General features: G+C 57.0%; 15 protein-coding genes. 12 read left to right on the top strand and 3 right to left on the bottom strand.

Translation table 11 applies throughout. The features are described from left to right. The 4 genes from GIV26_RS26795 to GIV26_RS26780 all read left to right on the top strand — a co-directional run bounded on the left by GIV26_RS26795 (window position 1) and on the right by GIV26_RS26780 (window position 3,139). Entirely contained in the window at window positions 1–681 is a 681-nt protein-coding gene (locus GIV26_RS26795; protein WP_236282888.1) for a hypothetical protein, read from the top strand. A gap of 1,190 nt (window positions 682–1,871) precedes the next feature. Further along, a complete protein-coding gene (locus GIV26_RS26790; RefSeq protein WP_233098237.1) occupies window positions 1,872–2,243 on the top strand; it encodes a hypothetical protein in 372 nt (123 codons plus the stop codon). A gap of 210 nt (window positions 2,244–2,453) precedes the next feature. Next, window positions 2,454–2,846, top strand: a complete 393-nt coding sequence (locus GIV26_RS26785; protein WP_106117644.1) for an SMI1/KNR4 family protein — start codon at window positions 2,454–2,456, stop codon at window positions 2,844–2,846. Beyond that, window positions 2,843–3,139: a hypothetical protein gene (locus GIV26_RS26780; protein WP_146135763.1), complete on the top strand. Its 297-nt coding sequence runs from the start codon at window positions 2,843–2,845 to the stop codon at window positions 3,137–3,139. The genes GIV26_RS26785 and GIV26_RS26780 overlap by 4 nt, the downstream gene beginning before the upstream one ends. Before the next feature lie 38 nt (window positions 3,140–3,177). Here GIV26_RS26780 and GIV26_RS26775 read toward each other — a convergent pair whose 3' ends face one another. Continuing rightward, window positions 3,178–3,435 (bottom strand): hypothetical protein, encoded by a 258-nt coding sequence (locus GIV26_RS26775; RefSeq protein WP_005783616.1) that lies wholly within the window; start codon window positions 3,433–3,435, stop codon window positions 3,178–3,180. A 254-nt stretch (window positions 3,436–3,689) separates the two neighbouring features. Between GIV26_RS26775 and GIV26_RS26770 the strand changes: the two genes are divergently transcribed. The 4 genes from GIV26_RS26770 to GIV26_RS26755 all read left to right on the top strand — a co-directional run bounded on the left by GIV26_RS26770 (window position 3,690) and on the right by GIV26_RS26755 (window position 6,477). Continuing rightward, the gene (locus GIV26_RS26770; protein WP_054920389.1) at window positions 3,690–4,382 is read left to right on the top strand and encodes a hypothetical protein; all 693 of its coding nucleotides are present in this window, start codon (window positions 3,690–3,692) and stop codon (window positions 4,380–4,382) included. A gap of 375 nt (window positions 4,383–4,757) precedes the next feature. Then, complete coding sequence (locus GIV26_RS26765) at window positions 4,758–5,438, top strand: CsgG/HfaB family protein (protein ID WP_005783620.1); 681 nt, start codon at window positions 4,758–4,760, stop codon at window positions 5,436–5,438. Window positions 5,439–5,467: 29 nt separating this feature from the next. Continuing rightward, window positions 5,468–5,830 (top strand): DUF4810 domain-containing protein, encoded by a 363-nt coding sequence (locus GIV26_RS26760; protein WP_054896834.1) that lies wholly within the window; start codon window positions 5,468–5,470, stop codon window positions 5,828–5,830. After that, entirely contained in the window at window positions 5,827–6,477 is a 651-nt protein-coding gene (locus GIV26_RS26755; RefSeq protein WP_057978415.1) for a DUF799 domain-containing protein, read from the top strand. Before GIV26_RS26760 ends, GIV26_RS26755 begins: the two co-directional genes overlap by 4 nt. Window positions 6,478–6,483: 6 nt before the next feature. Here the strand turns inward: GIV26_RS26755 and GIV26_RS26750 are convergent, their stop codons facing one another. Beyond that, window positions 6,484–8,685: a M10 family metallopeptidase C-terminal domain-containing protein gene (locus tag GIV26_RS26750; RefSeq protein WP_236282886.1), complete on the bottom strand. Its 2,202-nt coding sequence runs from the start codon at window positions 8,683–8,685 to the stop codon at window positions 6,484–6,486. Between the two features lie 213 nt (window positions 8,686–8,898). Between GIV26_RS26750 and GIV26_RS26745 the strand changes: the two genes are divergently transcribed. The 3 genes from GIV26_RS26745 (at window position 8,899) to GIV26_RS26735 (ending at window position 11,878) form a co-directional block, all read left to right on the top strand. After that, window positions 8,899–10,527, top strand: a complete 1,629-nt coding sequence (locus GIV26_RS26745; RefSeq protein WP_236282884.1) for a vWA domain-containing protein — start codon at window positions 8,899–8,901, stop codon at window positions 10,525–10,527. A gap of 194 nt (window positions 10,528–10,721) precedes the next feature. Continuing rightward, window positions 10,722–11,294, top strand: coding sequence for an RNA polymerase sigma factor (locus tag GIV26_RS26740; protein WP_236282882.1), 573 nt, complete (start codon window positions 10,722–10,724; stop codon window positions 11,292–11,294). Further along, window positions 11,291–11,878, top strand: coding sequence for a hypothetical protein (locus tag GIV26_RS26735; RefSeq protein WP_236282880.1), 588 nt, complete (start codon window positions 11,291–11,293; stop codon window positions 11,876–11,878). The genes GIV26_RS26740 and GIV26_RS26735 overlap by 4 nt, the downstream gene beginning before the upstream one ends. A 48-nt stretch (window positions 11,879–11,926) precedes the next feature. Here GIV26_RS26735 and GIV26_RS26730 read toward each other — a convergent pair whose 3' ends face one another. Next, window positions 11,927–12,958, bottom strand: a complete 1,032-nt coding sequence (locus GIV26_RS26730; RefSeq protein WP_236282878.1) for an SDR family oxidoreductase — start codon at window positions 12,956–12,958, stop codon at window positions 11,927–11,929. Window positions 12,959–13,074: 116 nt separating this feature from the next. On the opposite strand from GIV26_RS26730, the gene GIV26_RS26725 reads away from it, so the two are divergent. Then, window positions 13,075–13,907: LysR family transcriptional regulator (locus GIV26_RS26725; protein ID WP_236282876.1), on the top strand; the 833-nt coding region annotated here is incomplete at its 3' end.

Genomic DNA, 13,907 nt, shown 5'->3' with positions numbered 1-13,907 from the left:
ATTTATTATTTTGGTTTGTTTGTGTTAAGTGGCTGTGTAACCAAAGATCTGAGCGTTGAAAACCGCCAGCAAATCAAAACTGTCAGTGTGTTGCTTGCCTCATTCCCGGAGCAGCAGTTCAAGTACACCAGCATGGATCAAGCCTGGGGGGCCGGCTTAGGTGCCGGTGCCGGGGCGGCTGTGGGAATGGCATCGGATTCGTCCAAAGTCGCTACCAGTGCTATGGCTGGCGTGGGTGTGGTAGCGGGCGCGAAAGTGGCTGATGGTGGAGCTTCAAGTCCACGGCAGGCAATTTTGTTGAACTTGCAGCGTAACGAAATAGATCCAGGGCAGTTGTTCAAACAACTGTTGGAGGCACGGATCAGTGCTGAGCATTTATTCAAAGTTGAACCGGAGGGCGGCCGGGCCGATGCGCATATAGAATTCGTCGTGTCCGAATGGGGCTTTGCCTTGAAAAACTACAGTGCAGAGCTTTATCCAACAGTGGGCATTGTAGCGACCATGAAGCTCGGCGACGCAGTAGTTTGGAGGAATTTCGAAACTGTCACAGCGTTCAGTGATGGAAATGTCCAGGCGTATACACCTCAAGAGTACTCAACAAACCCTGAAGCTCTCCGTAGCGCTTTGCAGAATGCTTTCGAGTTAGTGATAGCTAAACTAATAGCTGATTTGAAACAATAGGCGCTATAAGGCGTAGGGAGAAAAGGGTACAGATTTATTTGAATGAGGCTTGAAAAGCATATTAAATAAATATGTCCCCTTTGTTCTGCTGTTTGTCACGGTACTCCAGTCAGCAATATATTAAACCAAATTCCAGGGTTTAATGGGTTTGCTACATTGCACGATGGTTGGATGATTAACTTGAAAGCTCACAAACAAGCTGATATGTCGTTTTTTGAAAATTTGGGCAGCATGCCGCCTGCTCTGCTTGTAAATTATGGAGCACTGTACGATAAGTACCGCCCAGCAATTGAGTCGCAGAAAAAGCGTGAAAATTAATAAATGGCTTTTGGTAGTATTATTGTCGGCCTTGGCTGGCTGCGCACCTTCCCATTCCAATTGGGAAAATGGAATGAATCTATGGGTAGGTACTCATTTCGATTCCCACCTTTACAAAGACTGCACTCGAGGATGTGGCGACTCATATTGGTCGCCTGTAAATAAAAATAAGACCTTTGATAAGGTTGTTGATGAAAACGGAGGCAGGCGGTATTACATAACTTGGATTAGAGATTGCCGATATTCGGTTTTTGTCGCTGCGGATCGGCTAATAAAGTCATGGAGATACGAAACTTCTAACGTAAAAGGATGTTATGTCTTTTAACTGTTGTTTTAAGGGAAAAGAAAAGAGAGAAAAGGGGGCGAGAGAAAAGGAAGAGAAAAGGGGGCGGATTTATTTAAATTAGAGTTGAAGAGCATATTAAATAAATCTGTCCCCTTTTGTTCCTTTTGTTCCTTTTGTTCCTTTTGTTCTTTTGTTCGCAACGGCCCGTGAGAACTCTTATCCAGGACGAATCAGGCCGGTATTGGTTGCAAAGGCAAGGTGGGGGAAAATTACCCCTTCAGGTTCTTACGATTTTGTCACATTGCCGGATGGGACTATCAAGGTAAGCCGCCCAAATGTGAATGAGCAATTTTCAACCCATCTGGGGTAGCGTGGGGGGGAAATTAAATATGCCGGCTCTATACGCTTTGGTAATAATGACGGTCCAGAGCGAGGAAAAATAACAAGATGGGATAATAGTTCCGGTCATTATCAGCCACCTGCTACTCTAAAGGCTAACTCTGGGTTACCGGAAAACTCATTTAATCCAAGGAAATAGTTTGGTATGGATTCAAGATTGATATCACTCTGTAAAGAGTTGGCGAAAATGACTTCTGATCAGGCGGCAGCTTGGATATTGAGCCGGTACCCGCTTACTTCAGATAATTGGGGTGAAGCTTTATTACTCCTTCCTCATAGATCTTGGAAAAAACCAGAGCAGAAACGTTTAGCGGATTATTATTTTAAGAAAATTCCGTTCTCTAGCGCTAGAGGATATGAAACCTTCGCGTCAATTATGCCAGTTAAGTTAATGGTTGCATGCATTAACGATGCATTGCCCAAAGATCCTAGCAGGCTCGAGTTATTGTTTTATCATCTTGTCCCAGTGCTTAAGTGTTTTGCGAAGAATGATGCAGATCGAAAAATTATTGAGACTTTACTTTCGGCTTTTTCGATAAATTTTCCAAAAGATAATTGAGAACAAAAGGAGGCGGTTTGTTTGATCTTGCTAGAGAAGTGAAAAAAGGGAGCGGAAAAAAAGGGAGCAGATTTATTTGAATTAGGGTTGAAAAATCTATAAAAAAAATCTGTCCCCTTTTTCTGATTTCCGGATCAGCATCAGGGTGGAATACATCGTGCTGGAGGTGTGCCCAGAGAGATTTTTTCAGATAAAAAGTAGGGGGTGAAGGTGGATATTAAAACTTTTTTGAAGAGTAAGAAAGAAGAGCATTTGCTTGATGGCTTGGCTGCTGTAGATGATGTCAGTCTTAATGCAATAAAGGTAGGGCAGAAAAATGCTCCTGATGATTACTTGGAGTTTTTGCAGGAGTTCGGAAGTGGGGAAATTGAAACAGCCGGATTTATGCTTTATAACGGCCTCCTAGAGGCAAGTGATATTTTTGATGATGAGACTGCGGCGCAATTCGAAAGTGTTATGATTTTTGGTGATGATATGCAGGGGCGATGCGTCGGTTTTGATAAAAATGATAAATGGGCTGTAGTGAAAATAGACTCTGCAGATATGAGTGTTAAGAAGTTATGTGAAACATTTTCTTTGTTTGTTTATAGTTTGTTGAGGTGACTCTGGGAGAAAAGGGAAGGAAATGGGAAGGGAAAGTGATTAAGCCTAGATCAAGGTGGCAGGCGTTTTTGTTATTGTTGATTTATCTGTTTTTATTGTTTTTGTTGGTGGGGGTTATCGCAAAGCTCATGGGGGCGCTGGTTAATTATTCAAAGATTGGTGTATGGGACTTTAGTTGGGCTGAAATCGTAGATATGTTACCCGGTGTTTTTGCCTATGCAATACCTACTGGGGTAGGCGTTTGGATACAGTCCTGGTTGAAAAATCGTAAAGAGAGTGGCCAAGGGAATTGAGCGCAAAGCGGGCGACACAAAGGCCGCCCGATTTTCACTCAGGACGGATCGGCATTAAGCCTGCGACTGATGACATCCAGCAAATCACACCCATCGCGCAGCGGAATGGCCAGCAAATGGGCGAAGTCTGAAAGTACTACGGCATCGCTGCTGAGTTGTTCGCGGAAGGCCAGGTTTTCCAGCAGTTGGGTGACGGCCCGAATGCGGTGCACGGCGGCGTCGTGAAGGACGTCGAGAGGTGCCTGGGTGTCGATGATCAGGGCTGGGACGGTGCAGTCGTGGCCGGTTAGGGGAATGTATCGATTCATCATTAAGCTCTCTGGATTATTGAGGGCTCGTTCTTCGGGTCGCCAAACCCGGTCGCTTTTTGAGCGACGGCCGGACTATAAGCCGCACCACCAAGCCCGCGCAAGGCATCAAAATGCCGCTGCTTCGGAGCGTGTACGCAGCTACTAACGTCTTGCCACCCATTGCCGACATACTGCTCACGAACAAACGCACTACGACTATGCAAATCTGAAAGCCTCACCCCAAACATTAAAGGACCAATGTGAAAAACCTCCTCCTCATTCTCCTCACCACCCTCATCCTCGGCGGCTGCGTCAGCCACCCCCTCACTCCCGAAAACCGCGCGCAGATCAAGACCGTCAAAGTCCTGCCCGTGAAGTGGGAAAAGAACATGGTGTACTTCGGCCGCGAACAGGCCTGGGGCGCGGCCCTGGGTGCCGGGGTTGGCGCGGGTGTTGGCATGGCCAGCGGGGCGTCCAAGGTGGGTACTGCGGCGTTGAGTGGTGCCGGGTTTGCCGGCGGCATGAAGCTTGGGCAGTTGGCCGAGATGCCGACGCCGGTGGCTATTCTGACGGTGATGGAGGCGGAAAAACTCGATGTTGGCGTGTTGCTCAAGCAGGGCTTTGTCGATGAGTTGGGTAAGACGTCGACGCTCAAGGTGGTCGGCGACGATGAGCCGGCTGATGCGCAGATTCAGCTGACCGTGTCCGAGTGGGGCTTTCGCCTGACCCAGGGTTTCAGCAGTGTGATTTATCCGACCCTTAACGTGTTAGCGCAGATGGATCGCGGCGATGAGATGATCTGGCGCACCTTTGAAGCGGTCACGCCGTTTAATGGTCAGAACGTTTATGGCTATACGCCGTTAACCTACCGCACGGACCCGGAAGCTTTGCGCCGGGCGTTGACCGGGATTACGCAGATTTCTGCGCAGTACCTGGTGAAGGAGCTCAAGTAGGGCTGTGCGAAGGCAGGCTGCTGTTGGTGGGCGGGCTTGGACTAATACCAGTCAGGGTTAAACGCAGTTCCCCTGTGGGAGCGGGCTTGCCCGCGAAGGCGGTGTGTCAGTCGCTGCATCTGTTGCTGCACTACCGCTTTCGCAGGCAAGCCAGCTCCCACATTTGATCTTTGTTGCTTTGAGTATTGCGGTCGGCAGTAGGCTAAGCCCCCCGACCTATGGCCGAAACAACTTGAGAACCGCTCTCAACCCCGTAAAATGCCGCAGCCGTTGCATCACCGTCTTTCAGGGAAGAATCCAGGCCAGCGCGCTTTCAGGCTGCCTATCTCCTTGGAAAACCCAGCAACGCTGATTTCCTCACCCAAGGAGCACCCTGTGAAGACACTGTCCAAAATCCTGCTGTCGGGCCTTACCGCCGCGGCGCTGTTGACCGTGGCCGGTTGCGCCACCGAGAGCAACCGCGCGATGCCGGTGGAGCAAGTCGCCAGCGCCCACGTGGCCTATTCCGGCGTGCGTGTGCCGATTGCCGTGGGTAAGTTCGATAACCGCTCCAGCTACATGCGCGGCATCTTCTCCGATGGCGTTGACCGTCTCGGCGGCCAGGCCAAGACCATCCTCATCACCCACTTGCAGCAGACCAACCGCTTCAGCGTGCTGGACCGTGACAACATGGGTGAAATCTCCCAGGAAGCCAAGATCAAAGGCACCGTGCAGAAGCTCAAGGGCGCTGACTACGTAGTGACTGGCGATGTGACCGAGTTCGGCCGCAAAGAAACCGGCGACCGCCAGCTGTTCGGCATTCTCGGCCGTGGCAAGACACAAGTGGCCTACGCCAAAGTCGCGTTGAATATCGTCAACATCAACACCTCCGAAGTGGTGTATTCCACCCAGGGCGCCGGTGAGTACGCGCTGTCCAACCGTGAAGTGATCGGCTTCGGCGGCACCGCCAGCTACGACTCCACCCTCAATGGCAAGGTGCTGGACCTGGCCATGCGCGAAGCGATCAACCGCCTGGTCGACGGCATCAACGCTGGCGCCTGGAACCCGCGTAACTGATCAGCCACACCACAAGGAGCAGTACACGGATGAGCAAGGCAGTGAAGTTAGCGCTGACGCTGGCAGCAATCGCGACAGTAGCCGGGTGCCAGACGGCGCCCCAGCCCCTGTATCAATGGGAGAGCTACCAGCCGCAGGTTTACGAGTACTTCAAGGGCGAGCCCAAGGAAGCGCAGGTGGAAGCACTGGAGCGCGATCTGCAGAAGATCAACGCCAGTGGCCGCAAGGCGCCGCCGGGTTACCACGCGCACCTGGGCATGCTGTACATGAACATGGGCAAGGATGACCAAATGGTGCAGGAGTTTCGCACCGAGAAGGCGCTATTCCCTGAGTCTGCTGCGTACATGGACTTTCTGTTGAAAAACGCCAAGACCGGAGTCGCCACTAAATGAGCCTGTTAAAAATCACCGGCGCCTTGCTGGCCCTGGCGTTGCTCGGCGGTTGCGCCGCACCCAAGACGGTTGATTATTCGGCGTACAAACAGGCGCGGCCCAAGTCGATCCTGGTACTGCCGCCGATCAATGAATCGCCGGAAGTGCAGGCGTCCTACAGCCTGGTGTCGCAAGTCACCTACCCGCTGGCCGAAGCCGGCTACTACGTGTTGCCGATTGCCCTGGTGGACGAAACCTTCCGCCAGAACGGCCTCACCACCGCCAACGATATCCAGGCCGTACAACCGGCCAAGCTGCATGACATCTTTGGTGCAGACGCGGCGCTGTACATCACCATCAGCGAGTACGGCACTCAGTACATGCTGATCTCCAGCGACACCTCGGTGACGGCCTCGGCCAAACTGGTGGACCTGCGCACCGGCACCACCCTGTGGACCGGTTCGGCGCGGGCGTCGAGCGAGGAGGGCAACAACAACGGTGGCGGCCTGGTGGGCATGCTGATCACGGCGGCGGTCAAGCAGGTGATCAACAGCTCCACCGATGCGGCACACCCGATTGCCGGTATCACCAGTGCGCGGTTGCTGTCGGCAGGGCAACGCACCGGTATTCTGTATGGCCCGCGTAATCCGAAGTACGGCACGGACTGAACCGCGTCACCTCTGACGACGGTGCTGTTGGATCAAGTCGATGCGGGTGGCCGTGCCCATGGAGGCGCGGTGCCCGTTCACGTTGGCGCCGATGGAACCGTTGTGCAAGGCAACGATTTCGCCGGTGTCGATACTGATCAGCGGTGAGCCGGAAGTGCCGGGTTTCTTGAAGGCATCATGGTAGACCGTGCGATGATAAGGGCTGCCCTGGTCGTATCCCTTGAGCGTGGTGGGCTGGCCCCAGGCATTTAAAAACGAAATGCCGAGGGCCTCTTGCCCGTGGTTGGGCATAAACACCTTTTGGCCAAGCGATGCCTGGGGGCCGGCGGCCAGCTTCAAGGGCGGGAACTGCTCGGCCAAGGCTTTTTTCTGTTCACCAGGCAAATCAACGCGCAGCTCGGCATAGTCCAGCCGTGCGTCGCCACTGAGCGGCGTGGGGTCCAGCGGCACCTTGCGCTCTACCTTCATCCGCCCGGTACTGTCTTGTTCATATCCCAGCCATAGTTCGAGCTTGCTGCCTTTGGCCAGTGCGTCGCGCACATGCTGGTTGGTCAGCACGCTGTTGCCATCGTTGATCAGCGAGCCTGTGCCCAACGAACGCGTATGTACGCGTTCGTAGCCCCACGAGTCGCGTGTAACGCTCACTTCGCGAATACTGCCCACGGCCCTGGCGGCTGTATGCATCGGTGTGCCTTTGAGGCTTGCGTTGGCGTGGTTCTGCAAGGAGAACGGCGCTTGTTGCGGTACAGCCATTGGCTCGTGGCGGGGCTCGTACGGTGCTGTCTTCGCTGGCGTCGGCGGTTGCGGCGTAACCTGGAAGGGCGGGGTTGGCGCTGTGCTTGCGTGTGACGCCTGGCTGATTACATCGCCCGGCTTGATGGGCCCCTGGCTGTTGATAAACAGGTCGGCCTGGCCTGCGCCGTTCAGGTCAATGGCCAGGCTGTGGTGGCCTGAGCGCGGATCATAGCCAAGCAACGCCTCACCCGGGCGGCCGCTGAAACTGCGGACAAAGTGCAAGTCCTTGAGACCGGCTGCCCGCAGCGCGGCGGACACGTCGATCCTGTCCTCGCCGCTGGTGAAGTCGGTGATCAGGTCCGGGCGTTGTTCGGTCGACTCGCTGGCGTTGTTATACACAAACGTATCCTTGCCCGGCCCACCGGTAAGGATGTCCTGGCCCAGGCCGCCGGTCAGGCGATTATCGGCATGGTTGCCGATGAGTTGATCAGCACCCGTGCCGCCTATGGCATTTTCCAGTGTCACCCCTTTGGCAATGGAGACGTTGCCTTTCATGCCGCCGACATCGGAGAAGTGTTCAGCCTTCAGGTTGATGGTCTGGGCCTGATGAAACCGTGAAAAATCCAGGGTGTCGTTGCCGCCCCCGTCCCACACGCTGAACACGGGCGCGTCGTCTGGTGAGTTGAGGCTGAGAAAGTCACGCCCGGTATTGGAGTTGAAGCCGTAGACCGTGTCGGTGTCGCGGGTTTTGTAATTGGCACCGTACAGCTTCTGAATGGGGGTGATGTCGTCCATCAGTGGTGCGCTGGCGTAGTGGGTTTGGCCGTTCTTGTTGTGGTCGTGGCCCAGGTGGCAAGCCCACCAGTAACTCATCAGGCTGTAGGCGCGATTGTCCTCGGCGTAGCGGGCGTTTTCAGCGTAGCTGCCGCCATTGTTGTACTTGCCGGGGTGCATGAGCCCCAGGGTATGGCCGATCTCATGGGCCAGCAGATACCGGCTGAAACTACCCTGAGCGAAGGGGCGATTCACGCCATCGGATGCGAACCAGGCTTGTGTGCCATCGCTGTAGATGCCTGGATAAGACGCATGGCCCGATTGGCCTGTCTGGTTCGGGTCATTACCCAGCAACAATTGCCCTTTGGCGTTGGGTGCATTCTCGGTGAAGGTGATATTGGCGACATCCGCCCAAGACTGCAGGGTGCGCCTGGCCTGTTCTTTTTGATGCTGAGAAAACTCGTTGGCGCCGGCGGGGGTGTTGTAGGTGGCTTGCGAGGGTGTGAAAAACCGATAGGAGATGGGTGTGCTGCCGTCCGCGTTTCGCTCTTTCCAACGATAGCCCGTTCGGGTGATTTGCTCTGCCGCTTGCTCGGTGGTGTAGGACGGCTTGTCTGAAGCGGCCCCGGCATAGCGGGGTCGTTCAGCGTATGAGGAAGGCCCATAGCGGTGTGTGAGGTTATTTTTTACGGAGCTCATCGTGATTTCTCTGGTGTAAAAAACCTCCAAGACGTCAAGAAACAGGCTGGTCTGACAGGGAGGCGAACTCACGATATGTGGTTTGTGGGGATGGCACGTTCAGTCGCTTGTGTTTCGAAGTGTGCCGCAACCATTGGGGGCAGGTTTAACCCGTATCGGTGCTGCGTTACGTCTGAGCTGTTGAACGGATCATTCACTCACGAGGTTCAGCCCATGTCCCGCTCCGTGCTCTTGCTGCGTCCTGCCGCCCAAGGCTTTGCCGTTACCCTGCTGGTGGCGCTGGCTGGGTGTGGGCTGTCGTCGTCCCCCGAAGTCTCCAAACCGGTTGAACCGACGCCTCTCGCCGAGCTGCACAGCGCGCCGATCCAGAATGCAGTGGTCAAGCGGATGGCCATGCCGGCACCGATGGCGGTGCGGGAAATGGCGACGATGGACTACCGCAGCGAACCCCGCGAGCAATACGCCAACCTGCCGGATAACCCGGTGCATCGCGTCGCCGAAACCCCGGTCTCCACCTTCAGCATCGACGTCGATACCGGCAGCTACGCGAATGTAAGACGCTTGCTCAACCAAGGTCGTCTGCCACCCGAAGGCGCGGTGCGATTGGAGGAAATGGTCAACTACTTCCCCTACCACTACGCATTGCCCACCGATGGCTCCCCCTTTGGCGTGACCACCGAGCTGGCCGCTACGCCGTGGAACCCGCGCACAAAACTGCTGCGCATCGGCATCAAGGCCTCCGATAAAGCCGTGGCAGAACTGGCACCCGCCAACCTGGTTTTCCTGGTGGACGTGTCCGGCTCCATGGACCGCCGCGAAGGCTTGCCGCTGGTCAAAAGCACGCTGAAATTACTGGTGGATCAACTGCGTGATCAGGACCGCGTGTCGTTGGTAGTGTATGCCGGTGAATCCCGCGTGGTGCTCAAGCCCACCTCGGGCAGTGAAAAAGCCAAGATCCGCAACGCCATCGACCAACTCACCGCCGGCGGCTCCACGGCGGGCGCTTCGGGCATCGAGTTGGCCTACCAGATGGCCCGCGAAGGCTTTATCGACCAGGGCATCAACCGCATCCTGGTGGCCACCGACGGCGACTTCAACGTGGGCATCAGCGATTTCGACAGCCTCAAGCAAATGGCGGTGGCCCAGCGCAAAAGCGGCGTATCCCTGACTACCCTCGGTTTTGGTGTGGACAACTACAACGAGCATCTGATGGAACAACTGGCCGACGCGGGCGACGGTAACTACGCCTACATCGACAACCTGCGCGAAGCGCGCAAGGTGCTGGTGGAACAACTTAGTTCGACCCTGGCGGTGGTGGCCAGGGATGTAAAACTGCAGGTTGAATTCAACCCGGCGCAGGTCAGCGAGTACCGCCTGCTGGGCTATGAAAACCGCGCCCTGAAGCGTGAAGATTTCAACAACGACAAGGTCGATGCCGGCGAGATTGGGGCAGGGCACACGGTGACCGCGCTGTATGAAATCGTGCCCAAGGGCGAGAAGGGTTGGCTGGAGCCGTTGCGATATGCCAATGCACCAACGGCCGAAGGTAAATCCGCCGAGCTGGCGATGCTACGGGTGCGCTACAAGCCCGCTGCGGGCGGCAACAGCCAATTGATCGAGCGCCCTATTGCCAACCAGGCCACCCCGGCCAGCGACGACCTGCGCTTCTCCTCAGCCGTTGCCGCCTTCGCCCAACAGCTCAAGGGTGATGGCCGCTACACTGGCAACATGAGTGTGCAAGACACCGCCAAATTGGCACGCTCGGCCCGCGGCGATGACCCGTTCGGGCTGCGCAACGAATTCGTGCAACTGGTGGAGCTGGCCCAAAGCCTCAAACCCTGATCTCGCTCACAACCGAGATCAAATGTGGGAGAGGGCTTGCTGCTAAAGCTTTTTGTAGGAGCGAGCTTGCTCGCGAAAAACTCACAGGCACCGCGTTTATCCAGGAAACACGCGTTATCGTTGAAGTGCTTCGCGAGCAAGCTCGCTCCTACAGTAATCCTGCTTCGGCTGACCAAAAGGAGTTCGCCCACTACATGGCCGTTCCAAACGACTCACCCAGCGACGAATCGCTGCTGGCCCGCTACCGAACCGGTGACGCTGCCGCCTTCGAAGCCTTGTACAGCCGCCACCGCCAGGGCCTGTACCGCTTCCTCGTGTCCCTGTGCAACAAAGCCGAACTGGCCGAAGAAATCTACCAGGACACCTGGCTCAGCCTGATCCGCAGCACTACCCAGCCACAAGGCCGGGCGAGTTTTCGCACCTGGTTGTTCCAGATCGCCCGCAACCGCCTGATCGACCATTGGCGCAAGCACGGCATCCACAACCCCCTGCATGACAGCTACGATGAACAGCTGCACGCCCAGGCCGACGACAGCGACGGCCCCGAGCAGCAACTGACCCTCAGCCGCGACCAGGCGCGCCTCGACGCGGCCCTGCAAGAGCTGCCCGAAGACCAGCGCGAAGTGTTTCTGCTGCGCCTGCACGGCGAGCTCGAAGTACCGCAAATCGCCACCCTCACCGGCGCCCCGCTGGAAACCGTAAAAAGCCGCTTGCGCTACGCCCTGCAAAAAATGCGGCGCCTGCTGGCCGAGGAGGTACCTGTATGACTGACTCCCGACACACCCCAGACGACGCGCTGCTCCAGCACTACCGTCAACACAGCACGGGCGAACCGCCCGCGTCCCTCGACGCCTTCATCCTCAGCGCCGCCCGTCGCGAAGCCCCGCAGCCGCAACCCAGCCTGTGGCAACGCTGGCTGCAAGCCTGCCAACGCCCGCGCTGGCAAATGGCATTTGCCACCGTCGCCGGGTTGGCACTGATGATCGGCGTGGTCATGCACTCCCCCGTGCCGCAACCCGAAATCTCCACCGCGACATTCTCTGCGCCGCACCACGAAGAAGCCGCCCAGCCAGCGCCGCAAGCCTTCTCCGCCCCCGCGCCAATGGCCCGGATGGCGATAGCGCCACGGGTTGAAAGTGCGCCTGCTCAAGCCGAAAGCGCAGTGGCGGATCAGCCAGCGCTGAAACTCAGCAAACGGGCGCTGCCTACGTTGGAAGCAGGTCTGCAGGAAATTGTGAACCTGCGTCGAGCGGGTGAAACCAGGGCCGCGGATGAAAAACTGCTGGCGCTGTACCAACGCTTTCCCGAGGAGGACTTGCCGGCACGGCTAGAGGCGTTGAAACAGCATTGAACCTGCCGCCACGAACCAGCCCCAGGCCTGTCGACCTGGGGCTTTTTATTACAACCCGCCGTAGGCCCGGGACCACGCCACCGTGTCCGTGAGGGTCTGCTCCAGCACGCGAAAGCTCAACCCCAGTTCTTCTTCACTTTTACGGTGGTCAAAGCGGGTACGGTGCTCCTCGCGTATCAACAGCCGCAACGTCGCCATGCTCAGCAAGATGGGCTTTCCAGTCAGGTACGCATAGGCCTCTTGCACCGCTGCCAACAGGTACAGCGCGGGCAGCGGCAGTTGGCGGGAGGGCACCTTGACCCCGGCAATACGCCCCAGCACAGGCATCAGCTGGCGCATGGTCAAGTTGCGACCGGCCGCGAGATAACGCTCGCCCCGTCGCCCGCTCTGGGCGGCAGCAATGTGCGCCCAGGCCACATCGCGGGCATCGACCAGCGAAAAGGTGCCAGGAATCAGCCCCGGCAACTTGCCGTTGATCACGTCCCGGACCAACTGCCCCGAAGACGTCGGCCCACGGTCACCCGGCCCCCACATCCAACCGGGCAAAACCATGCAGGCGTACATCTGCGGATGGCTTTCAAGAAACCTCAACACCTCCCGCTCAGCCAGGATCTTGCTGCGGTAGTAGTCGTCCGCATCGGCCTCGGCCCGCAGGCACGTCTCGTCGATCGGCGTACCGGGGGCACCGTCGAGCACGGCAATCGACGAGGTATGCACAAACCGTCGCACACCGGCGTCATACGCCTGTTGCAGCAGGGCTCGGGTACCGACGACATTGATCTTCTCCAGTTCCTCCCAATGGCTGCCGCCCTTGTAGTTATCCCGAAAAAACGCCGCGCAGTGAAACACCGTATCGCAGCCTTGCAACGCGGCCGCGAAGGCATCCACATCAGCCATGTCTCCCACCACCTGTTCCACATCCGGCACATCGCCGAACTGCTGCGCACCCTTGGCCGCCGAGCGCACCAGCGCCTTCACCGCATAACCCCGTGCGACCAGCTCCCGTACCAGGTTATTGCCCAGCAAGCCGGTGGCACCGGTCAAAAAGGTGCTGCGCAAGCGATTGGGGTTCGTGTTCATACAGGCCATTCCATTTGTTGAGAAGGCCAGTAGATATACCGGTCAGCCCGCGCCGTAAAAACAGCGCCTACGGCATAATGGCTTTGCACATCTGCACACCAGGGAAGCGCGGAGATATGGCATTGCAGGCAAATTGGGACGATCTTCGACTGCTGCTGGCAGTCTCACGGCGCGGCAGCTTTTTACAGGCAGGCCAATTACTGGGTATCGCGGCCTCTACCGTCTCCCGCCGCCTCACCCAACTGGAAACCGCCCTGGGCGAGCCACTGGTGGAACGCGGCGTGGAAGGCTGCCGGCTCACCTCCCGAGGCCAAGCCCTGGTAGACGTCGCCCTGGCAGCCGAATCCGGCCTGCGCCGCCAGGCCCCCGCCGACGGCACGCCAGCAACCCTCAGCGGCACCGTGCTGGTGAGCGCCGGCGAAGGCTTTTCTGCCAGCGTGCTCGAAGCCGCCAGCCGCTTCACAGCGCAGCACCCAGGCTGCTCCGTAGAGCTGCAGGTCACCACCGACTTCCACAAAATCGTACGAGGCGTAGCTGACATCGCCATACGCACCGCACACCTGGGCGAACCTTCCCTGATCTACCGAGGGCTGGGCAAACTCGCTTACGGTGTGTTCGCTACCGCCGAATACCTGCAACGGTTTCCTGCGCTAACCCCAGCGACTGCCGCCAGTATCGCCTTGCTGCCACCGCTGGATCTGCTACCGCAAATGCGTGCCGCTAAAGCTGCGGGGCTGGATCATGCGCCGATTAGGGTGAGTTCGTTTGCGGTGCAGCTTGAATCGGTGAAGCGCGGGATGGGCGTGGCGGTGTTGCCGCGTATTTTGGCGACGGGGTTGAGTGAGGTTTTTCAGGAGATAGAACTGCCGGCGATGGAGGTTTATTTGGTGACGCGGCCACAGGCGTTGAAGCAGGGGCATATTCAGGGGTTTTTTGGGGTGTTGGAGGG

The sequence above is a fragment of the Pseudomonas sp. PA-1-3F genome, assembly GCF_021609665.1.
Classification (GTDB): Bacteria; Pseudomonadota; Gammaproteobacteria; order Pseudomonadales; family Pseudomonadaceae; genus Aquipseudomonas; species Aquipseudomonas paracarnis.
This window is presented reverse-complemented; position numbering and strand designations above follow the sequence as displayed.

What these genes read in the sequence shown, in the direction of transcription:
- GIV26_RS26790 (WP_233098237.1), top strand. Translation starts at nt 1,872, where the DNA reads ATGACTTCTGATCAGGCGGCAGCTTGGATATTGAGCCGGTACCCGCTT.
- GIV26_RS26760 (WP_054896834.1), top strand. Translation starts at nt 5,468, where the DNA reads ATGAGCAAGGCAGTGAAGTTAGCGCTGACGCTGGCAGCAATCGCGACA.
- GIV26_RS26755 (WP_057978415.1), top strand. Translation starts at nt 5,827, where the DNA reads ATGAGCCTGTTAAAAATCACCGGCGCCTTGCTGGCCCTGGCGTTGCTC.
- GIV26_RS26750 (WP_236282886.1), bottom strand. Translation starts at nt 8,685, where the DNA reads ATGAGCTCCGTAAAAAATAACCTCACACACCGCTATGGGCCTTCCTCA.
- GIV26_RS26745 (WP_236282884.1), top strand. Translation starts at nt 8,899, where the DNA reads ATGTCCCGCTCCGTGCTCTTGCTGCGTCCTGCCGCCCAAGGCTTTGCC.
- GIV26_RS26740 (WP_236282882.1), top strand. Translation starts at nt 10,722, where the DNA reads ATGGCCGTTCCAAACGACTCACCCAGCGACGAATCGCTGCTGGCCCGC.
- GIV26_RS26735 (WP_236282880.1), top strand. Translation starts at nt 11,291, where the DNA reads ATGACTGACTCCCGACACACCCCAGACGACGCGCTGCTCCAGCACTAC.
- GIV26_RS26730 (WP_236282878.1), bottom strand. Translation starts at nt 12,958, where the DNA reads ATGAACACGAACCCCAATCGCTTGCGCAGCACCTTTTTGACCGGTGCC.